Below are 20805 nucleotides of genomic sequence, written 5' to 3'. Positions count from 1 at the left end.
TTTTCATATAGGAGGAATATAAAATGAAAAAAGGTAAATTAATAGGATTATTAGGTGTTTTGGCTGCAGGAGCTTTGGCACTCAGTGCATGTGGTTCATCTTCAAAGAGTGCGGCTAAGAATAAATTCAGAACTTTAGATGAGATAAAGAGTGCCGGAACTATAAATATAGGTGTTTTCTCAGATAAGCATCCTTTCGGATATGTCGATGAGAACGGTGAGTATCAGGGATATGATATTTACTTCGGAAACAGACTTGCAGAGGATCTTGGTGTTAAAATCAATTATGTAAGTACAGAGGCCGCAAACAGAGTGGAATATCTTGAGACAGGTAAGGTTGATATTATACTTGCAAACTTTACAGTTACACCTGAAAGAGCGGAGGCGGTAGATTTTGCACTTCCATATATGAATGTAGGACTTGGAGTTATATCATCCGATAAAGAGCCTGTAACAAGCCTTGACAATTGGAAGGCTGAGGATGAGATGATAGTTATTTCAGGAACAACAGCCGAGACTTATATGATTAAGAACTATCCTGATATCAAGCTTCAAAAGTATGATACATATGCGAATGCCAAGAATGCGCTTTTAAACGGTTCAGGCAAGGCATGGGTAAATGACAATACTGAGGTTATCGCATTTGCAAAGAGCAATCCGGGATATACTGTAGGTATTGACAATCTTGGTGCAAAGGATACAATCGCACCGGCTGTAACAAAGGGAAATACTACATTACTTGAATGGATCAATACAGAGATTGAAAGTCTTGGAAAAGAGAACTTCTTCCACAAGGATTATGCAGAGACACTTACAGATACTTATGGCAGTGAATATGCAGATACTCTTGTAATAGAAGGCGGAAAAGCGGAATAAGGATTAAAGCGGGTTTTGGATAAAAGCCCGTTTTTTATTTATAAGTGTAAAAAATTAATATATAATATTAAGCAAATATTTTTGTAAGAGGTGTTATATGACTGTCAGTGAAGTAATGGAGAAGATGATAAAAGAAAGCAAGGGCAGCTTTAGGGATATCAATCATTTTTTAAAGGTATGGGGATATGCAAGAAATATAGGAAAGGGAGAGAATCTTGATGATAATACTCAAAAAACACTTGAAATAGCCGCTATAGTGCATGATATTTCCTGCCCTTCGCTCAGAGAAAAGTATGGTGAAGCGGACGGTAAAAAGCAGGAAGAGGTATCTTCACCGATGATTGGAAAATTTTTTGAAGATACAGATATATCAAAATCTATGCTGGACAGGATAGACTTTATGATAGCACATCATCATACATATACGGATATTGACGGCATTGATTTACAAATTTTATTGGAAGCCGACTTTTTGGTCAATGCAGATGAGATGAAGTTGAAAAAAGAAGCAATAGAAGAGATGATGAGAAAGGTTTTCAAAACGGAAACCGGTATAAGATATCTGAAATCCTTGTTTTTAGACAGATAAAATAAGAACCCTCCAAGTTTTGGAGGGTTCTTTTAAATTCAGTATTTAGTTTTGTGAAGGCGGAAGTAAAACTACAAGCATCTGTGCCGTTTCAGTATAGTTATGCATTTTTTATATAACAGATTATCAATATTCGGATAAATAGTAAGATTCAATTCGCCGTTTACATATTCACCTAGGAAAATATCCTGTATGTTTTCAATGCCCTGTTCATTGATTGAAGAAAGCAACCATTTTTCATCGTGTCCGATAACCTCAAGTATATCTTGGTTTATTCTGCCGTTTGAAATAATAGGGAACTTAGGTGTAGCTGATTGCATATCTATAATGGTAAGCTTACCGTTAGTTTCCATTATTGCAGACTTTACCTCTTTTGTAGAAAAGAGTCCTTCCATCCGTATATGCAGCATAAGCTGGTCTGCAGATATTCCTACTTTGGCGCAGTTTTCAACATTTACCTTACCGTTTTTTATAAGGATAACGGGATTTCCGACTACCAATGACTTTACGGCCTTTATATTGACCAGCAATTTTACGATAATAACGACTAAAGACCAGATCAATATAAAAATAAGGAATGTTATGATGGAAATGGAAGTATTATAGATCACACCTCCGATAATTCCACCGAGTACATAGTTTTGTATCTGGTTTAGCGGAGTATTTATAGAGAACTCATACTTTCCAAGTATATGTATCTGTAAAATCATTACCATGATACCGAGAATAAATTTGATACCGACTAATAAATATATATTCATAAATTACCTCTCACCGTTTATATATACATTATGATCTATTACATGTGTACGCTGCAAAGTGTAGGAATTATTGTCATTGTTCAGATGTACCGTATAGTCCTCTTCATTGTAGCGGACTATAATACCGTCTTTTAAAGTGGTGGAATTTACCATTATTTCTTCAGGTGATACATGTGCATCCGTAGCTACACTCTCTATAAATTTTACAAATACATGTGACTGGGAAAAGTCTTTGTGGTTTTTAGTATAATTTTCCACATGAATTCCCAAAAGTATAAATGTAAAAACGGCAATACCTATGGAAATGTCTCTAAGCCTTGTTTTCATTCTATCCTTCATAAAGCGAAAGCCTGTAATTATAAAGATAGCTAAGAGAAGAATGATAAAAGTGGATCTGATAATCATATCGGTAGACTGGTGTTCTATAATATAATCCAGAGTATAAAAATTCATATGATACTTGCACTCCTTTCAATAATCTTTGTAATTTATAGCATAAACTCTATTTGGATTCAAGCTGTTTCATACCGGATATTTTAAGCGATATTATTATACTTTTATTAAGGTGATTTTACATATGTTTAATAAAAACAGCATCCGATAAATCAGTATACATCGGATGCTTCTATAAGTGCCTTGGTATATTCATTTTGCGGGCGGTGTATTATTCTGCTTGTAACATCTTTTTCCACTATATGACCGTCCTTCATCACGGCTACGTCATCACACATATAATGAACCAAAGATATATCATGGCAGATAAAAAGTATTGCCATTCCCAATTCATCCTTCAGTTCACCCAGCAGTGATATTATTTTTCTTTGAACTATCATATCAAGTGCCGAGGTGGCTTCATCACAGATAAGAAGTTTTGGTGAGCAGGCGATGGCTCTGGCAATAGCGGCCCTTTGACATTCACCTCCGCTGACTTCACCGGGATATTTACTATAGAAAGAAGAATCAAGACCACAGCGGTTTAAAAGAGATATCGCTTTGTTTTTATAATTACCTCTAAAACCGAAGTTTTTCAGGTTTAAAACTATACTCTCACCAAGGCTTCTGACAGGATTAAAGCTCTCCCTCGGAAGCTGAAAAATCATTTGTAAATCTTTGTATATTCTCCTGTACTGTGAGGCTGAAAATTTACTGATACATTTGCCGTCAAATATAACTTCTCCGGATGTTACCGGTATCAAACCTGTTATTGCTCTTGCAAGTGTGCTTTTTCCTGAACCGCTTTCACCTACAACGCCAAGGCATCGTCCCGATTTTAATGTAAGATCGATATTTTCAATACTTGGCTTTTTCTCGCCGTCAAATTGTTTTGTAAGTTTGTTTATAATTAAAATATCATTCATATATACTCCGAAATAAAGAGATACCCTAACCGAAAGCGGAAAGTATCAGCTCCTTTGTGAAATCATTTTTAGGAGAGGAGAGTACGTCACATGTTTTTCCGTAATCAACCGTTTTACCGTTATTTAATACCAATATCCTGTCTGTGATACTTTTTGCTATTTTTATATTATGGGTTACAAGTATAACAGCTGTATTGTACTTTTCACGCAGTGATTTCAGCTCATTCACTATTTGCACAGCAACTATAGGATCAAGTGCACTGGTAGGCTCATCGGCTAAAATTAAAGAAGGTCTGTTCAGCATGGCAAGCGCTATACCCACTCTTTGATTCATACCGCCTGAAAGCTCAAATGGGTATGCTCTCAAAATCCTTTTCGGGTCAGGTAATGAGAGGTTTTCAAAGATGCCTGTTGCAATATCAAGAGCTTCTTCTTTTGAAATCTGTTTATGTGCTTTCATACTTTCAAAAACAGTGTCACCTATAGTTTTTAAAGGATTGGTATGAATACCGGATTCCTGAAAAACCATACTGATACGATTACCGCGAATTCTCCTCATTTCAGAAGCATTAAGTGATAACAGATCTTCGTTTTCAAAAAAAATATTACCGGAAAGTACTTTGGGGCCTGAAAGCCCCAAGATACTCTTTAGCAATGTGGATTTTCCACAACCGCTGTTTCCGACTACACCCAGAATCTCACCGGAGTTAAGAGAAAATGACAGATCATATAAAACTTGTCTTTTTTCATATGAAATATTTATATTCTCAAATTTCAAAAGTTCTTTCATTATTCGATTACCAGATCCTTACTGAATTCATAATAGTCACTTGGCATAGGAGTAAGACCTTTTATATTTTTCTTGCTTACAAGACTCATCTGTAAGTGTGAAACAAATATAAAACCGCAATCATCCACTAAAATATCGCTCATCTTTTTTGCAATCTCTTCACGTTTTTCATTTTCAAATGTTGTGGAAAGAGTTTTGGCAAGTTCGTCAAGTTCGGCATTTGAGTAATGTCCTCTGTTCTTTGGTGACTCGGTAAGAGAAGTCATATCAAAGAAATATCCCTTGTTTCCGGTAGGATTTGTAACCATTGCACTGCCGAAGATATCCCATGTAGTGCTGTCCTTCATAACCTCAAGATAATTCTCCGTACTGTTTATATTAAGCTTGATACCGATATCCTTTAAGTTTGCCTGTATACTTTGTGCAAGTATAGGAAGCTCGGTTCTTCCGGGATATGTGATGTAGTTAAGTTCTAAATTTTTACCGTCCTTATCTACATATCCGTCATTATCACTGTCACTCCATCCTGCGTTTGCAAGTAACTCCTTTGACTTTTCAGGAGAAAAACTATATGTCGGGTTTTCGCTATCCTTCATAGGGAACGGTCCGTTTGCAACTTTTCCATGACCGCCAAGCAAAACATTTACAAAGCCTTCTTTATCAATGGCCATAGCTATGGCGGATCTGATGTTTTTATCTGCGAGAAGTTCATTGTCAAAGTTTAACTGCAGGAAGAATGCTCTGCTTGTAGCCACAGAGTTTATATTGTAATTGTCATTTTCAAAAAGCGGGTAGCTTGCATAAGGAAGTCCGGAGGTTGCATCAAGCTCTCCCGACTGAAGTCCCATAGTCAATGTGTCACCGTCTGTGATAGACTTTACAGTGATGTTTTTCTTTGATACTTCACCGCCCCAGTAGTCATCTCTTGATACAAGGCTTATTTCACTGTCAGACACTGCGGTTGCTTTGTAAGGACCTGTACCTGAAACATTCTTGCTTGTATCCACACCTGCCTGCATATCTATAATTGCGGTATAAGGCTCCGCAAGGAAGTTTAAAAGAGCAGGATTCGGTTCGGTAGTTACAAATGTGAGTGTTTGACCGTCAGCCTTTATTTCCTGTATCTTCATATCCTTAGGTGCTCTGTCATGTACCGCTATCAAATCTTCAAAACATTCTTTTGCGGCGGCTGCATCAAGCTTTCTGCCTGATGAAAAATTGATTCCGTCTTTAATCACAACTTCAAGAGTATTATCATCTAAGAACTTATAAGAATCGGCAAGCCATGGTACAAGCTCTATATCTTCATTTAATCTGAACAATGTCTCACCGACACCATATCGTACACAGCTCCATCCCGAGTAGTCCTCATGAGGATTAAGACCTGCATCGGACATACCCACACCGTAACTGCCGGTGCCGTATACAAGAGTCTTTGCAGTATCGGAAGTATCTGATGAAACCGACGAGGTTTCGGAACCTGCCGAGCTCTCAGACAAAGTTTTTGAAGAAGAGGTGCACGCACCCAGAAGCAGAGCGGCACTGAAGGCAACAGAAAGTAATTTTATTTGTTTTTTCATGTATGTAAAAACTCCTTTATATATTTACGGATAAACATCTGTTTAACCGTTTATGTATTGTTTAATAATTTCAAAAGTATATTAATTTATACGTTGAAGTAATCTCTAAGTGATTCACCGAATATATTGAATATAGAGACTGTAATAAAGATGGCAATTCCCGGTGAAAGTGTGATCCATGGAGTTATCTGAAGCAAACTCCTGCTTTCACTTATCATGCTTCCCCATTCAGGAGTGGGAGGGGTGGCACCAAGTCCCAAAAATGACAGGGCGGACATTTCCATAAGGCTTGTACCTATATCAAGGCTTGCCGTCACTACTATCGGTCCTATAATATTTGGAAGTATTTCCGTAAACACTATTTGTATCGTATCACTGCCGCTTATTTTTGCGGCATTTATATATGTGGAGGTTTTTGTAGACAGTACAAGACCTCTTGAGAGTCTTGCATATCTTGGCCATCCCACGGAGGCAAGCGCTATTATCGCCCCGAATACACCGTTTTTAAAAAGTCCTGCAGTGGCAATCGCAAGCACAAGTCCCGGAAACGCCAAAAATATATCCGATACACGCATAAGTAAAGTGTCTGCAATCCCTCCGAGATATCCGCAAAAGATTCCGATTACCACACCGATAACAGCCATCAAAAGTACTACCGCCAAAGCTGAAAATATACTGATTCTTGCTGCGGCAATCACTCTTGAAAACATATCTCTGCCATATATATCCGTTCCCATTATATGAGGAAAGGACGGGGGAGATTTTGCCTTCATCAGGTTTTGTGCTGTGATATCAAAAGGTGTAAGCATTGGAGAAAAGAATGCAAATATAAGCAATGCAATCACCAAAAAAGACGGAAAGATTAATTTTTCAGTTCGCATATTTTCCACCTCCGATTCTAAGTCTCGGATCCAAGAAATAATATGAAATATCCGACATTAAATTTATAAATACATATATAAATGCCATCCACAGTACATAAGCCAAAATCACAGGATAGTCACGTAAATTTATAGATTCAATAGCCAGCTTTCCGATTCCGTCCCACATGAAGATACTCTCAACAATGGAGCTTCCGCCAAGTAGACTTCCGAAACTCAGTGACATCAATGTGATGAGAGTGAGAGATGTAAGCCTCAGTACATTAAAGAATATGATCGTATTTTCTTTTATACCTCTGGCTCTTGCTCCGGTCACATAAGGTTTTGAGAGCTCCGATATAATAAGTGCACGAATCTGCCTTATATACTTTGCGCTCATTGCCAGTGCAAGAGTAAGCGTGGGAAGTATCAGACTTTTTATACTTGTTCCCTGTGAAATTACCGGAAGAATCTTTAACTGTAATGCAAATATATATGAAAGCACAAGCGCCACAAAAAAGTTTGGCAGAGAATTGCCTATAAATGACAGCGCCTTTATAATATTGTCAAATACAGAGTTTTTCTTTACCGCTGAAAGTATACCAAGCGGCAGGGAGATAATTAGGGTAGTAAGTAAAGAGCTGATACTAAGTAAGAGAGTATTCGGTAATTTAGAGAAAATATAGCCAAATACCGGTTTTCCCGATACATAGCTGATACCCATATCACCTTGAACCACCCCCAAAAGCCAACTGATATATTGAACGATAAAAGGACGGTTTAAACCAAGTTCTTCCCTCTTTTGATTTATAAGTTCCGGAGAAAGCACTCCACCTATGGCTTCATATCTTACCGCCACCGCATCACCACCGGTGAAATAGATAAGCGCAAATGATATAAAGCTTATACCTATAAGTATAGGAATTAATGATAATAATCTTTTTAAAATATATTTAAACAATTTTTCCACCAAGAAAAGGTAAAATTTATTTGTTTAAGCAAAGCTGTAAACATGATAATAGAATATAAAAGAGAAAGGGATATGTCAAGAGAAAATGAAAATGAGTTTCAAATTTAAAAAGGCCTTATTTTACAATATAAAATATTGAAAAATAAAGCCTGTATTTTTATCTTATATATAAAACCGAAGGATCGAATGAGTTTGTATCTTTCACACCTGTATACATCATAAGCTCTGAAAGTTCTTCATTCATTTTGTTTATTTTTTCAATGACGCCGCTTTCCCCCTCCTTTAAAAGTGGAGAAAGTATCCCCCTGCCGACAGATACGGCATCTGCACCAAGTGCCAAAGCCTTGTAGGCATCATATCCTGTATCTATTGAACAGTCTACAAATATCTCCATACCGCTTATTTCATTCTTTATATCGGGAAGTATCATAACGGGAGGTATACCGAAAGGAATGCGACCGTGGTGGTGAGATACTACTATAGCACTGCAGCCCGCCTGTTTTGCCTTTGCGGCATCTTGAAGCGATAAAACTCCTTTAGCCACAAAAGGTATTTTTGCAAATTTTGCATATTCTTCCAAATCGCTTTGAGTAACCGGACCCATTGCTATACCGTCAACTATATCATATTTCCCGTCCGTTCCGGGAACATGGTCAATATCCACACCCACAGCGACGGCACCGCATTTTTTTGCAAACTCTATCTGCTCAAATATTATATCATGGTCGGCAAAAGGTTTTATAATTCTGACAGTTTTGGCTCCTGTATCCGCTATTTCTTTAAATTCGTCATCCGGCTCCATGCCTACCCAATTGAGTATATTTAAGCTCTTTGCAGCCTTTGCATATTCAAGCATAGGCTTTTTGCCGTCCTTGCCGACCTTATTCAAATGAGAAAAAGCAGGCATCATTATCGGAGAGTCAAATTCAGTCCCGAATATTTTTTTATGCTTATCGGGAAGTATTGCATCAATGATTCTCATCTCCACAAGAATATTATTTAAATAGTTTCTGTTGTGCACATTTGCATCTTCCGCCTTACCGCTTGTTACAGGAATAAGTCCTGCAGGCCCCGGCCATTTTACATTTTCCGACATAATTATCCTTTCTAAAAATATATTATTATTATGTAATATTTATATTGCTTTTAACTCAATAATACCACAGTTGAAATTTTTTTTGCAAATTTTCGTCGATTTTTCCTGTTTAATGTTCATACCGCTGCTTACACCATGTGGTAATAAAGTCGTTGACCAAGCACAATATATTGTGTATACTATGAATTCGAGAGAGTTATATACTCTTAAAAAGGTACTTATAAGAACTGCGACAATAAGCAGATACTATGTAATAATAAAGAGAGGTTACCGACATGAGAATCATTAAAAGAAGCGGCGCTGAAGTTGATTTTGATATTTCAAAAATTATTGCTGCAATCTATAAAGCAAATGCTGTAGTAGGTGAAGATGATAAGTTGAAGAAAGCCCAGGTTGACCGTATTGCCAATACTGTAGAGAATCAGTGCATGAGTATGAACCGTGCGATGAGCGTGGAAGAAATACAGGATATGGTAGAGGACGGCATCATGAGAGAGAATGCTTATGAGGTAGCCAGAAGATATATTACATACAGATATGTTCAGAGTATAAAGAGAAAACAAAATACAACAGATGATAAGATATTGGCGCTTATAGAATGTGATAATGAGGAAGTAAAGCAGGAGAACTCAAATAAGAATCCTACTGTTGCCTCAGTGCAAAGAGATTATATGGCCGGAGAGGTTTCAAAGGATCTCACAGAAAGAATACTTCTTGACGGTGAGATAGTGGAAGCTCATAAGACAGGTATTCTTCACTTCCACGATGCGGATTATTTTGCACAGCATATGCACAACTGTGATCTTGTAAATCTTGAGGATATGCTTCAAAACGGAACCGTGATATCAGGCACATTTATAGAAAAGCCACATAGTTTTTCAACAGCCTGCAATATCGCTACACAAATAATTGCGCAGGTAGCTTCAAGCCAGTATGGCGGACAGAGTATTTCTCTTACACATCTTGCTCCTTTTGTGGATATAAGCAGACAAAAGATCCGTGATGAAGTGGAATCCGAGATGTACGGATTAAATGTGTCTACTGAAAGAAAAGAAGAGATTATTGAGAACAGACTTCGCAGAGAAATCACAAAGGGTGTACAGACTATACAGTATCAAGTAGTGACTTTGATGACTACAAACGGTCAGGCTCCGTTTATCACAGTATTTATGTACTTGAATGAAGCAAAGAATGAAAGAGAAAAAGAAGATCTTGCACTTATTGTTGAAGAAATGATAAGGCAGAGATATCAGGGTGTGAAGAATGAGGATGGTGTATGGGTAACACCTGCATTCCCAAAACTTATCTATGTTTTAGAAGAGGACAATATTCGCCCGGGAACCAGATATTACCATCTTACAAAGCTTGCGGCAAAATGTACCGCAAAGAGACTTGTACCTGATTATGTTTCGGAAAAGAAGATGTTTGAGTATAAGGTGGATAAAAACGGCAACGGAAACTGCTACACACCTATGGGATGCAGAAGTTTCTTAACACCCTATGTGGACGAGAACGGAAGGCCTAAATACTACGGCAGATTCAACCAGGGTGTTGTAACTATAAATCTTGTAGATGTGGCACTTTCATCAGGCGGAGATACTACAAAGTTTTGGAATATCTTTGAGGAAAGACTTGAGCTTTGCCACCGTGCACTTAGAGCAAGACATGAGAGATTGCTTGGAACACCTTCAGATGTGGCACCGATACTCTGGCAGCATGGAGCTCTTTCGAGATTAAAGAAGGGTGAGCCGATAGATAAGCTTTTGTATGGAGGATATTCAACTATAAGCCTTGGATATGCAGGACTTTATGAGTGCGTAAAGTATATGACCGGAAAGAGCCATACAGATGATGTGGCAAAGCCTTTTGCACTCAGCGTAATGCAGAAGATGAATGATAAATGTAATGAATGGAAGCAGGCGGAGAATATTGATTATTCACCATATGGTACACCGCTTGAGTCCACAACATACAAATTTGCCAAGTCACTTCAAAAGAGATTCGGCATTATAGAAGGTATCACAGATAAAAACTATATTACAAACAGCTATCATGTACATGTATCTGAGGATATTGATGCATTTACAAAGCTTAAGTTTGAGAGTGAATTCCAAAAACTTTCACCGGGCGGTGCCATCAGTTATGTAGAGGTTCCGAATATGCAGGATAACCTTGAGGCGGTAATGAGTTTGCTTGGATTTATCTATGACAATATAATGTATGCCGAGCTGAATACCAAGTCAGACTACTGTCAGGAGTGTGGATTTGACGGAGAGATAAAGATCGTTAAAGATGCGGGTAAGCTTGTATGGAAATGCCCGAAATGCGGAAATACGGATCAAAGTAAGCTTAATGTGGCAAGAAGAACCTGCGGTTATATAGGAACACAGTTCTGGAACCAGGGAAGAACTCAGGAGATTGCGGATAGAGTACTGCATTTATAAAAATAAATATAAAGTTAAAGGCTGTTGCACTAAAATGCGGCAGCTTTTTTGATGCAAAAAGGGGCTGTCCACAATGTTCAAGCTCTTCATAGAGATGTTGAAGTTTTGGCTTTCTCCCTTGAGTAAGCCGGATAAAAGCAATATCTCTTTAACATAAATCCACAATACGATCAATAGAGCGTATTCCTCGCATATTTGCATAAGTAATAACTGCATACATCATGACCCGGTTGTACCCTGTTCTTCCCTTGTTCGAACAATTGGCTAACAGTCCGGAAAAATCTAAATCCTCCCTAACTTTTTTAGGGTATAGACCGGATCGTCATCGGGTAAACTCAATTCATAGAAACTAAAGTTGATTTATAAAAAATCAGGTAATAGTATCTTATAAAAAAATTCGGTAATAGTATCTTATTCTTGACATTCCACCGTAATAATATATAATAATAACAAAGTCAAACATAATTTTCGCAAATAAAAACAAAGTCAAACAGAAATATTTTCATAAGCAAACATTTTTGGAGGTGAAATGGCAAAGTGTATTGTTATAGCGGACGACCTGACCGGTGCGAATGCTACAGGCGTATTGTTGAAAAAAATGGACTACAATACCTATACAATGATGAATGCCGAACGGCTTGAGCTTTCGCTCTCGGACAGCTGCGACTGTCTGATGTACCCAACAGACAGCAGGGGCATTGATAAGGAGCTTGCATATAACAGAGTGTATAATGCGGCAAAGCTTCTTTTTGACAGTGAAGTTAAAGTATGGGCAAAGAGAATTGATTCTACTATGAGGGGAAATATCGGAGCCGAAACCGATGCAATACTTAATGTGCTTGGAGATGATGTCATAGCCATAAGCGCCCCCTGTTTTCCGGAGTCAGGCAGAACGGTTGTGGGCGGATATCTCATGGTAAACGGTTTGCCGCTGCATAAGACATCTGTTGCCCTTGACCCCAAGTGTCCGGTAAAAACTTCCAATGTAGCCGATATTTTCAGACAGCAAAGCAAATTTAAGGTTGGCTCGATAAAGCTTGACGATATGATGAGCGGAAAGCATGTACTGGCGGAGCATATGAAAAAACTTGTTAATGAGGGAAATCGTATACTTGTATTTGACTGTGTTACTCAGGGAGATTTGGATTTGATTGCCGATGCTCTCATAACCTCAGGACTGAAATTTGCGGCGGTAGATCCCGGGGTCTTTACCGCTACTATTGCAAGAAAGCTTATTACGCCGGTAAAAAAGGATACAAAGCACAAAATTCTTGCGCTTATAGGTTCTGTAAATCCGGTTACAAAGGCACAGGTGGAAGAGCTGTGGCTGAATCAGAGAACAGCATACAATGTTTTTATAAAATCATCACTGATGCTGGAAAACGACGGTATACGAGATGCCGAAATAAAGAGAGTAAGTGATGAGCTGCTTGAAAAGTCCTCAAAGTATGAGATATTGACTGCTGTGGGAGACGGTATATATTCCGAAAACAGAATTGACTTCAGTAAATATACCGACAGATATGATAATACAGATAAAATGACGGAAAGAATAAATGATGCATTCGCACAGATAGGTTATAATGTATTGTCGCAAAATCCCGCGTTTAAGGGTATATACAGCAGCGGAGGCGATATCACCCAGGCACTGTGCAAAAAATTTAATACAACCGGACTAAGGCTGTTAGATGAGGTTCTGCCTCTTGCCGCTTATGCCGAGATGATGTCGGGAGATTTTCCGGATATCAAGATAATCACCAAGGGCGGAATGGTAGGAGATGATGATGCGGCAAACCGCTGTATTACCTACCTGAAAGAAAAACTATATATGTAATAAAGGAGGAAAGATGAAAAAGGCACTGATTGCAGTTACTATGGGAGACCCTGCCGGTATCGGACCGGAGATTACAGCCAAGGCACTGGCGGATGAGGCGACGTTTGATTATGCCGACTGCATAGTTATCGGGGATAAAAAAATAATGGAGCAGGCTATACAGATTACAAAGGTACCGTTGAAAATAAATACCGTTTCCAAGCCTGCTGAAGGAAAGTATGAATTCGGGGTTCTTAATCTCATAGATTTGAATAATGTTGATATGAGCGGGTTTGAATTCGGAAAAGTAAGCGGAATGTGCGGCAAGGCTGCATTTGAATATATTGCAAAGGCTATAGAGCTTACAAACACAGGTGAGACCGACGCCGTAGCTACGACCCCTATAAACAAGGAGTCTTTGCATGCCGGAAATGTTCCTTTCATCGGTCACACGGAAATATTTGCCGCTCTGACAAATACAAAAGATCCTCTGACAATGTTTGAAACAAACGGATTAAGGGTTTTCTTTCTTACCAGACATGTTTCACTCAGAAAAATGTTGGATATGATAAAGAAGGAAAGAATAGAGGATTATATAGTCCGCTGTTTGGAGGCACTAAAGCGCCTTGGAGTAAATGACAGGCAAATGGCTGTGGCGGGACTGAATCCTCACTGTGGTGAACACGGGCTTTTCGGCGATGAGGAAATGAAAGAAATAACACCTGCCGTAGAAGAAATGCAGGCTAAAGGTTATCCGGTTACGGGTCCTATAGGTGCAGACTCGGTATTTCATCAGGCTGCTCAGGGAAGATATAACAGTGTGCTGTCGCTTTATCATGACCAGGGACATATTGCAACAAAAACACTTGATTTTAATAAAACGATAGCTATTACTAACGGTATGCCGATACTTAGAACCTCAGTAGACCACGGCACCGCTTTTGATATAGCAGGAAAAGGCATTGCGGATGCGGTAAGTATGGTGGAGGCTATAAGATTGGCTGCAAAATATGCCCCGAATTTCAAGAAAATATAGGAAAGCAATATTGGCTTTCCTTTGTGTAAAAGGACGGCTGCGGGTGATCGGGCGCCTTTTGGCGCTGATGTCCTTACGCCCCCGTGTGCATAAATCAGGAAATGAATAAATTCGTTTCCAATAATTAGAAGGAGGTTTTTATGGTTGGTGGTTTAAGCGGTGAGAGAATGCTGATAGGTCTTATTATAGGCATTATACTTCTTATTGTGCTTGTACTGAAAACAAAGATACATGCATTCATAGCTCTGATTCTCTCGGCAATCGTTATCGGTGTCATAGGAGGCATGCCTTTGGTAAATACGAAGCTGGAGAGCGGGGCAACATTTGGTATTATCAATTCCGTTACTACAGGCTTCGGTAATACGCTGGGCTCTATAGGTATAATTATAGGCTTCGGTGTTATTATGGGGCAGATTTTTGAAGTGACGGGAGCGGCTAAGAGAATGGCTCTTACTTTCCTTAAGGTGTTCGGTAAGAACAGGGAAGAGGAGGCATTGGCTGTAACAGGCTTTATGGTGTCGATTCCTATATTCTGTGATTCAGGATTTATTATTCTGGCGCCAATCGCCAAGGCTATATCAAAGGCTACCAAAAAGTCGGTTATTTCCTTGGGAGCGGCACTGGCGGCAGGTCTGGTTATAACACATTCCTTAGTGCCGCCTACACCGGGGCCTCTCGGGGTTGCGGGTATTTACGGAATAGATGTGGGCAAATTCATTCTTATAGGCTTTGTCCTCGCAATTCCCATGACGCTCGCCTGTACGGCATATGCGAGATATATCGGAAAAAAAATTTATCAGCTGCCTGACGAAACTGAAGAGAGCGGATACAAGAGAATGCCTTATCAAAAGCCTGATTACTCACAAGAGGCTAAGCTTGAAGCTGAAAATATCCCCGGCACCTTGGAATCGTTTTTTCCTATACTAGTCCCGATAGTATTGATACTGATCGCGACCGTTATATCTGCTATGAAGCTGACAGAGGGCTATATGCAGATATTCCAGTTTATAGGTTCGCCTATATTTGCCGTCGGTATAGGACTTGTGCTGGCAATACTTACATTGGGAAGGAACCTTACCAGAGAACAGATACTTAAGGAAATGGAAAAAGGTATGGCTTCGGCAGGTATTATTATGCTGGTAACCGGAGGCGGAGGTGCACTTGGACAGATAATAAAGGACAGCGGACTCGGAAGCTACATTGCGCAAGGCCTTGCAGGCTCAGGACTTCCTATTGTAATTCTTCCGTTTGTCATAGCTACTTTGATAAGATTTATTCAAGGCTCGGGAACCGTGGCAATGACTACCGCGGCCAGTATTACGGCAGCCATAGTTGCCGAGTCGGGAGGAAACCCGTATATGGCGGCATTGGCCTGCTGTGTAGGCTCGCTTTTTTTCAGCTATTTTAATGATTCATACTTTTGGGTGGTCAACAGGACTTTGGGTGTCAGCGACACAAAAGATCAGATAAGGACTTACTCTATAACATCCACGATAGCTTGGGCTGTCGGTTTTGTGGAAATAATGATATTAAGTATTTTCTTCCATTAAAGCCTGTGATATACTGTCACTACAATACAGGCGGGAGCGGTGGCTTTCGCCCCTATAAGCAGGCAGTTATGGTGAACAACAAAATAATTTGCGGTAACTCCACACATATGCAATCACTGCCCGTATGAGCTTTTGATACTGCTATGCTGTGGAGTTTTTTATGCACACGGGGGCGAAAGGACATTAGCGCCAAAAGGCGCACGCCCCCAGCACAGACGAGTAGGGTTGGTTTCACCTCCCCTACCGGATTGAGGAAGGATATATGCTAAGTGGCGAAAGGCAGCTGGAAATTATAAATATTATCAGAGAAAGCGGTGTGGCAGAGGTGGAATATCTTGCTAAAACATTGGGGGTAAGTACAATGACTATCCGCCGAGATTTGAAAAAGCTTGATGAGTCCGGACTTATTGAGAGATGCTACGGCGGAGCGGTGAGAAAAACCGAAGTCACATACGAAGCTAAAAGGATAAAAAACCATGAAAGCAAGATAAAAATCGCCGCAAATGCGGCTAAGTATGTACATGACGGAATGGCGGTATTCCTTGACGCAGGCACAACAACATTTGAGATTGCCAAAAATATAATGAATATAAACAATCTTACCATAGTTACAAATGACATAGAAATAGCTTCCCTGCTTGTAAATTCCGACTGTGACCTCATAATATGCGGGGGCACGGTGCAAAAGAGTACAAAAAGCGTATACGGCTACTATGCTATGGATATGATTAAAAAATTCTCTTTTGATATAGCTTTTTTCGGAGCCGCAAGTATTAATGACAAGCTTCAGGTAATGACGCCCACCATTGAAAAAGCTTTTTTAAAAAAAATTGTGATAGAGCAGTGTAAGGTTTCGATACTGGCTGTGGACAATTCAAAGTTTGACAGAGACGGACTTCATATTATAAATGAGCTTTCCGACTACACCGCAGTTATTACAGACAGAGAATTTTCAAGTGAGGAGAGCAAGCTGCTTGATAAATCTGCAAAAACATAGTTCTTTTATGGAGGATGCATGAATTTAGTTTTATTGATTACCGCATTGGTCATATTATTATGTGTGTGGCTATCATAGAAACTATCATAGAAACTAAAGTTGATTTTCTGTTGACCTATTTCAAAAAAGTTGTTATAATAATTGAATGTGAGCATAGTTACATTATAACATGTAACGGAGAAAGATGGTTGTCGTTAGCCATCTTTTTTTATGTAAAAACTTAGGGTGGTGTGACTCATTTTGAGCTACACCACCCCTTCTTATGACTATCATTTCCCGACAGCCCCTTAAAAAATTTTATTCTGATTTAACCTTGCAGAAGTTTTTCTTTCCTCTCTTAACAAGAAGTCCTTCGCCTGCAAAATCTTCTTTTGTAAAAGTTTTCTTTACATCATTTATAACTTCACCTTCTATGGAAACTCCGCCCTGTTCGATATTTCTTCTGGCTTCGGATCTGGTCTTTGAAAGTCCGCTTACTACAAGCACACCTGAAAGATCTATAGTACCGTCTCTGTAATCCTCATCCTGCAAAACATAAGTAGGAACATTGCTCATATCGCCACCGCCTACAAAAAGAGACTTGCTTGCTGCATTTGCTTTCTCAGCCTCTTCCTTGCCGTGTACAAGCTCTGTAAGATGCATTGCAAGGATTTCCTTGGCTTCATTAAGCTTGGCACCTTCCCAGCTTGACATTTCCTCTATCTGCTCAAGAGGAAGGAAGGTAAGCATTCTAAGGCATGTGAGAACGTCAGCATCAGGAAGATTTCTCCAGTACTGGTAGAACTCAAAAGGAGTTGTTTTATTTGGATCAAGCCAAACAGCACCGCCGACGGTTTTGCCCATTTTCTTACCCTCTGAGTTCAGTAAAAGGGTAATAGTCATGGCATGTGCATCTTTTCCAAGCTTTCTTCTGATAAGCTCAGTACCGCCAAGCATATTTGACCACTGATCGTCACCACCGAACTGCATATTGCAACCGTAGTCAAGGAAAAGTTTATAGAAGTCAAAGCTTTGGAGTATCATATAGTTAAACTCAAGGAATGAGAGTCCGTTTGCCATACGATTTTCATAACATTTTGCTCTAAGCATATTGTTGACTGAAAAATGCGGACCTATATCACGGATAAACTCCATGTAGTTTAAGTCCCTGAGCCAATCGGCATTGTTTACCATTCTGGCTTTATCCTCGCCGAATTCAATAAAGCGACTCATCTGCTTTTTGAAACATTCACAGTTGTGATCGATATCTTCTATGGTAAGTACCTTTCTGAGGTCACTTCTTCCTGAAGGATCACCGATCATACCGGTACCTCCACCTACCAAAGCGATAGGCTTGTTGCCTGCCATCTGTAGTCTCTTCATAAGGCAAAGCGCCATAAAATGACCTACATGTAAGCTGTCTGCTGTAGGGTCGAAACCGATATAGAATGTGGCTTCTCCGTTATTTATCATTTTGCTGATTTCTTCTTCATTTGTAACCTGGGCAATAAGTCCTCTTGCCTTTAATTCATCATAACAATTCATACATATCCATCCTTTATTTATTGCAGCTTAGGCTGATAAAAATTCATAAAAAGAAGTATAACAAAGTAATTAAAAAGAATCAAGCTTGTACTTTGAATATTTAAAGTTCAGAACTTTAAAGTAATAAAGACTTGATAATTTTTTACGATTAATTTATACTGTTAAAATGTTATATGGAGATACCGTGTAACTGTAAAGAATACATACTAAAGTTTGGAGCTGTTTAAGTTCAAAACATATATAATGAAAGAGGCAATTATGGGAATAAAATATATCAGTAATCTACCAAGTCCGGAAGAAATCATAGATAAGTATCCTTTAAGTAAAGAACTTGTGGCAAAGAAAAAAGAATTCGATAAAGAAATAGCTGATGTAATCACAGGAAACAGCAAAAAGTTTTTGGCTGTAATAGGTCCTTGTTCTGCAGATAATGAGGATTCCGTACTTGATTACGCAAGCAGACTTGTAAAAGTGGCGGAGGAAGTCAAGGATAAAATAATAGTTATTCCAAGAGTCTATACAAATAAACCCAGAACCAACGGAGACGGATATAAGGGACTTTTGCATCAGCCGAATCCTGAGAAAAAGCCCAATGTACATGAGGGAATTATCGCAATCAGAAAGATGCATCTTAGAGTTATAGAAGAAACGGGGTTATTTACAGCAGATGAGATGCTCTACCCTGACAATCTCGGATACTTGGACGATTTAATGAGCTATATTGCAGTCGGTGCAAGATCTGTGGAAAATCAGCAGCACAGACTTACATCATCCGGAGTTGATGTACCTGTAGGTATGAAAAATCCTACCAGCGGAGATATGTCTGTAATGCTGAATGCGATATATGCCGCACAACAGTCACATGAGTTTATATATAGAAACTATGAGATAAAGACTGACGGAAATCCTTTATCACATGCGATACTCAGAGGTGCGGTAAATAAGCATGGCCAGTGCTTGCCAAACTACCATTATGAGGACCTTAAGCTTCTTTTAGATCTTTATATGGAAAGAGATATTAAAAATCCCGCTGTTATTGTGGATGCAAATCATTCAAATTCAAATAAGAAATATAAAGAGCAGGTTCGTATAGTAAAAGAGGTGTTACACTCTATGAGATATTCACAGGAGATAGGAAATTTTGTAAAGGGTGTAATGATTGAGAGCTATATAGAAGAGGGAAACCAGAAAATTGAGGAGCATATATACGGAAAATCTATTACGGATCCATGTCTGGGATTTGAAGATTCAAAGAAGCTCCTTTTGGAAATGGCTGAAATGTTATAATGAATTATGCAAATATAAAATATGATGATATAGCAAACGGTCCGGGAGTAAGGACTTCTCTGTTTGTATCAGGTTGTACACATGCGTGCAAAGGTTGCTTTAACGAGACGGCATGGGATTTTAAATACGGTGAAGAATTTACAGATGAAACCATAGGAGATATATTAAAGTCTGTAGAGCCTGAGTATATATCCGGTATTACCATACTTGGAGGAGAACCTATGGAAAAGGCAAATCAGAAGGGAATACTGCCGCTTATAGAGGAGTTTAAAAAGAGATATCCTAATAAAAGCCTTTGGATATACTCGGGATACACTTATGATGTGGACCTCATTCCCGGCGGAAGAGCCTATTTTGATGAAACATCAAAAATCTTATCGCTTTGTGATGTGATGGTGGACGGTGAGTTTGTACAGGAACTCTATGATATTACATTGAGATTTAGGGGAAGTTCAAATCAGAGAATTATAGATGTGAAACAAAGTGCTAAAGAAGGAAAGACAGTACTTTGGGAGGGAGATGCCACATTTGCCGACCACAGCATGTAGATCGCTTGAAAACGATCTTCTTATAACAGATGACAAAAAATCTTATACAGGCGGAAATCAAGGCTGGTTTCTAAGCCTTGGTTATAAAGATATAGAAGAATACGGTTGCGGAATAATTGCCATATGCAATTTTTTGATGTGCTTTTGGAAGTCTGTATATAAGAGCAAAAATACAGTCAGCAAAGATACATTTACAGCCTTTGTACTTATGGTCTACAGGAAGTATTTAAATATCCTTGATACACCTCTTATAAAGGGACTGACAGGATTTGCTCTTGCAAGAGGCATAAATTCTTATTTCAGAGAAAATAAACTTTCTTTGAAAGCAAGATGGGGATTGGGATACAACATACTTTCAAAGGTAAATAAAAGTCTGCATACAGGGATGCCTGTAATACTCGGAGTAGGACCGGATCTTTTATCTTTTCTAAAAAAGGAAAAGGGCATAGAGGTTACAGATATTCAAACCGGCAATACAGCAAAGATATATGCACATTATGTGCTGATTTATGACTGTAAAAAAGAAAACGGAGAAGACTTTTTTTATATATCATCATGGGGTAGAGGGTATAAGCTTGCCTACAGTGATTTTATAAGATATCAAAAGAAAACATTTTTGGGATTTTTATTATCAAATATACTGGAAATACATAATATATAAATGAGGGATACTATGGAAGAAAAAAATTTTTTGTAGTATCCTTTTATTATACATTTTTAGGATGGC

Annotated in this window: 19 protein-coding genes and 1 pseudogene; 10 read left to right on the top strand and 10 right to left on the bottom strand. The window is 38.8% G+C overall.

Features of this window, described 5'->3' with window-relative positions:
• Positions 1-23: 23 nt before the first annotated feature.
• Positions 24-875: a transporter substrate-binding domain-containing protein gene (locus tag SBH76_RS05235; protein ID WP_317977051.1), complete on the top strand. Its 852-nt coding sequence runs from the start codon at positions 24-26 to the stop codon at positions 873-875.
• 97 nt (positions 876-972) lie between these two features.
• Positions 973-1464 carry an HD domain-containing protein gene (locus SBH76_RS05230; protein ID WP_007595358.1) on the top strand — a complete coding sequence of 164 codons (492 nt, stop codon included), beginning with the start codon at positions 973-975 and terminating at the stop codon, positions 1462-1464.
• Between the two features lie 71 nt (positions 1465-1535).
• Here SBH76_RS05230 and SBH76_RS05225 read toward each other — a convergent pair whose 3' ends face one another.
• The 8 genes from SBH76_RS05225 to SBH76_RS05190 all read right to left on the bottom strand — a co-directional run bounded on the left by SBH76_RS05225 (position 1536) and on the right by SBH76_RS05190 (position 8879).
• On the bottom strand, positions 1536-2225 hold the full coding sequence (locus SBH76_RS05225; RefSeq protein WP_007595359.1) for a DUF421 domain-containing protein: 690 nt from the start codon (positions 2223-2225) through the stop codon (positions 1536-1538).
• A gap of 3 nt (positions 2226-2228) precedes the next feature.
• Positions 2229-2678 carry a DUF3290 domain-containing protein gene (locus SBH76_RS05220; protein WP_317977050.1) on the bottom strand — a complete coding sequence of 150 codons (450 nt, stop codon included), beginning with the start codon at positions 2676-2678 and terminating at the stop codon, positions 2229-2231.
• A 152-nt stretch (positions 2679-2830) separates the two neighbouring features.
• Positions 2831-3583, bottom strand: a complete 753-nt coding sequence (locus SBH76_RS05215; protein ID WP_317977049.1) for an ABC transporter ATP-binding protein — start codon at positions 3581-3583, stop codon at positions 2831-2833.
• Positions 3584-3608: 25 nt separating this feature from the next.
• Positions 3609-4373 (bottom strand): ABC transporter ATP-binding protein, encoded by a 765-nt coding sequence (locus SBH76_RS05210; RefSeq protein WP_007595362.1) that lies wholly within the window; start codon positions 4371-4373, stop codon positions 3609-3611.
• Positions 4373-5953 carry an ABC transporter substrate-binding protein gene (locus tag SBH76_RS05205; RefSeq protein WP_314096944.1) on the bottom strand — a complete coding sequence of 527 codons (1581 nt, stop codon included), beginning with the start codon at positions 5951-5953 and terminating at the stop codon, positions 4373-4375. The genes SBH76_RS05210 and SBH76_RS05205 overlap by 1 nt, the downstream gene beginning before the upstream one ends.
• Before the next feature lie 86 nt (positions 5954-6039).
• A complete protein-coding gene (locus SBH76_RS05200; RefSeq protein WP_314096942.1) occupies positions 6040-6834 on the bottom strand; it encodes an ABC transporter permease in 795 nt (264 codons plus the stop codon).
• On the bottom strand, positions 6824-7774 hold the full coding sequence (locus tag SBH76_RS05195; RefSeq protein WP_314096941.1) for an ABC transporter permease: 951 nt from the start codon (positions 7772-7774) through the stop codon (positions 6824-6826). The genes SBH76_RS05200 and SBH76_RS05195 overlap by 11 nt, the downstream gene beginning before the upstream one ends.
• 166 nt (positions 7775-7940) lie before the next feature.
• Positions 7941-8879, bottom strand: coding sequence for an alpha-hydroxy-acid oxidizing protein (locus tag SBH76_RS05190; RefSeq protein ID WP_317977048.1), 939 nt, complete (start codon positions 8877-8879; stop codon positions 7941-7943).
• A gap of 275 nt (positions 8880-9154) precedes the next feature.
• Here SBH76_RS05190 and nrdD point away from each other — a divergent pair, with 275 nt between their 5' ends.
• The gene (gene nrdD / locus SBH76_RS05185; RefSeq protein ID WP_317977047.1) at positions 9155-11323 is read left to right on the top strand and encodes an anaerobic ribonucleoside-triphosphate reductase; all 2169 of its coding nucleotides are present in this window, start codon (positions 9155-9157) and stop codon (positions 11321-11323) included.
• An 85-nt stretch (positions 11324-11408) separates the two neighbouring features.
• Here nrdD and SBH76_RS13840 read toward each other — a convergent pair.
• Positions 11409-11683 (bottom strand): annotated as a pseudogene (locus tag SBH76_RS13840) (transposase); the annotation flags it as partial.
• A 169-nt stretch (positions 11684-11852) separates the two neighbouring features.
• Here SBH76_RS13840 and SBH76_RS05175 point away from each other — a divergent pair.
• The 4 genes from SBH76_RS05175 (at position 11853) to SBH76_RS05160 (ending at position 16719) form a co-directional block, all read left to right on the top strand.
• Complete coding sequence (locus SBH76_RS05175) at positions 11853-13157, top strand: four-carbon acid sugar kinase family protein (RefSeq protein ID WP_317977046.1); 1305 nt, start codon at positions 11853-11855, stop codon at positions 13155-13157.
• Positions 13158-13170: 13 nt separating this feature from the next.
• Positions 13171-14172: a 4-hydroxythreonine-4-phosphate dehydrogenase PdxA gene (gene pdxA, locus SBH76_RS05170; protein WP_060931073.1), complete on the top strand. Its 1002-nt coding sequence runs from the start codon at positions 13171-13173 to the stop codon at positions 14170-14172.
• A 140-nt stretch (positions 14173-14312) separates the two neighbouring features.
• The gene (locus tag SBH76_RS05165) at positions 14313-15722 is read left to right on the top strand and encodes a GntP family permease (protein ID WP_317977045.1); all 1410 of its coding nucleotides are present in this window, start codon (positions 14313-14315) and stop codon (positions 15720-15722) included.
• Between the two features lie 262 nt (positions 15723-15984).
• A complete protein-coding gene (locus tag SBH76_RS05160) occupies positions 15985-16719 on the top strand; it encodes a DeoR/GlpR family DNA-binding transcription regulator (RefSeq protein ID WP_317977044.1) in 735 nt (244 codons plus the stop codon).
• Positions 16720-17016: 297 nt separating this feature from the next.
• On the opposite strand, the gene tyrS is transcribed toward SBH76_RS05160, so the two are convergent.
• Positions 17017-18243: a tyrosine--tRNA ligase gene (gene tyrS, locus SBH76_RS05155; protein ID WP_317977043.1), complete on the bottom strand. Its 1227-nt coding sequence runs from the start codon at positions 18241-18243 to the stop codon at positions 17017-17019.
• Positions 18244-18501: 258 nt separating this feature from the next.
• Here tyrS and SBH76_RS05150 point away from each other — a divergent pair, with 258 nt between their 5' ends.
• The 3 genes from SBH76_RS05150 to SBH76_RS05140 are packed head-to-tail and all read left to right on the top strand — an operon-like array spanning position 18502 to position 20739.
• The gene (locus tag SBH76_RS05150) at positions 18502-19530 is read left to right on the top strand and encodes a 3-deoxy-7-phosphoheptulonate synthase (protein ID WP_317977042.1); all 1029 of its coding nucleotides are present in this window, start codon (positions 18502-18504) and stop codon (positions 19528-19530) included.
• Positions 19530-20078 carry an anaerobic ribonucleoside-triphosphate reductase activating protein gene (gene nrdG, locus SBH76_RS05145; RefSeq protein WP_317977041.1) on the top strand — a complete coding sequence of 183 codons (549 nt, stop codon included), beginning with the start codon at positions 19530-19532 and terminating at the stop codon, positions 20076-20078. The genes SBH76_RS05150 and nrdG overlap by 1 nt, the downstream gene beginning before the upstream one ends.
• Entirely contained in the window at positions 20050-20739 is a 690-nt protein-coding gene (locus SBH76_RS05140) for a hypothetical protein (protein WP_315036809.1), read from the top strand. Before nrdG ends, SBH76_RS05140 begins: the two co-directional genes overlap by 29 nt.
• Positions 20740-20805: the final 66 nt, after the last annotated feature.

Source organism: Lachnoanaerobaculum sanguinis, assembly GCF_033242365.1.
Classification (GTDB): domain Bacteria; phylum Bacillota; class Clostridia; order Lachnospirales; family Lachnospiraceae; genus Lachnoanaerobaculum; species Lachnoanaerobaculum sanguinis.
The sequence above is the reverse complement of the archived record's forward strand: the minus strand, read 5'-3'. Positions and strand labels throughout refer to the sequence as shown.

Excerpts from the sequence above, each read along its gene's own strand:
- SBH76_RS05235 (WP_317977051.1), top strand. The coding sequence starts at position 24 with ATGAAAAAAGGTAAATTAATAGGATTATTAGGTGTTTTGGCTGCAGGA.
- SBH76_RS05230 (WP_007595358.1), top strand. The coding sequence starts at position 973 with ATGACTGTCAGTGAAGTAATGGAGAAGATGATAAAAGAAAGCAAGGGC.
- SBH76_RS05225 (WP_007595359.1), bottom strand. The coding sequence starts at position 2,225 with ATGAATATATATTTATTAGTCGGTATCAAATTTATTCTCGGTATCATG.
- SBH76_RS05220 (WP_317977050.1), bottom strand. The coding sequence starts at position 2,678 with ATGAATTTTTATACTCTGGATTATATTATAGAACACCAGTCTACCGAT.
- SBH76_RS05215 (WP_317977049.1), bottom strand. The coding sequence starts at position 3,583 with ATGAATGATATTTTAATTATAAACAAACTTACAAAACAATTTGACGGC.
- SBH76_RS05210 (WP_007595362.1), bottom strand. The coding sequence starts at position 4,373 with ATGAAAGAACTTTTGAAATTTGAGAATATAAATATTTCATATGAAAAA.
- SBH76_RS05205 (WP_314096944.1), bottom strand. The coding sequence starts at position 5,953 with ATGAAAAAACAAATAAAATTACTTTCTGTTGCCTTCAGTGCCGCTCTG.
- SBH76_RS05200 (WP_314096942.1), bottom strand. The coding sequence starts at position 6,834 with ATGCGAACTGAAAAATTAATCTTTCCGTCTTTTTTGGTGATTGCATTG.
- SBH76_RS05190 (WP_317977048.1), bottom strand. The coding sequence starts at position 8,879 with ATGTCGGAAAATGTAAAATGGCCGGGGCCTGCAGGACTTATTCCTGTA.
- nrdD (WP_317977047.1), top strand. The coding sequence starts at position 9,155 with ATGAGAATCATTAAAAGAAGCGGCGCTGAAGTTGATTTTGATATTTCA.
- SBH76_RS05175 (WP_317977046.1), top strand. The coding sequence starts at position 11,853 with ATGGCAAAGTGTATTGTTATAGCGGACGACCTGACCGGTGCGAATGCT.
- pdxA (WP_060931073.1), top strand. The coding sequence starts at position 13,171 with ATGAAAAAGGCACTGATTGCAGTTACTATGGGAGACCCTGCCGGTATC.
- SBH76_RS05165 (WP_317977045.1), top strand. The coding sequence starts at position 14,313 with ATGGTTGGTGGTTTAAGCGGTGAGAGAATGCTGATAGGTCTTATTATA.
- SBH76_RS05160 (WP_317977044.1), top strand. The coding sequence starts at position 15,985 with ATGCTAAGTGGCGAAAGGCAGCTGGAAATTATAAATATTATCAGAGAA.
- tyrS (WP_317977043.1), bottom strand. The coding sequence starts at position 18,243 with ATGAATTGTTATGATGAATTAAAGGCAAGAGGACTTATTGCCCAGGTT.
- SBH76_RS05150 (WP_317977042.1), top strand. The coding sequence starts at position 18,502 with ATGGGAATAAAATATATCAGTAATCTACCAAGTCCGGAAGAAATCATA.
- nrdG (WP_317977041.1), top strand. The coding sequence starts at position 19,530 with ATGAATTATGCAAATATAAAATATGATGATATAGCAAACGGTCCGGGA.
- SBH76_RS05140 (WP_315036809.1), top strand. The coding sequence starts at position 20,050 with ATGCCACATTTGCCGACCACAGCATGTAGATCGCTTGAAAACGATCTT.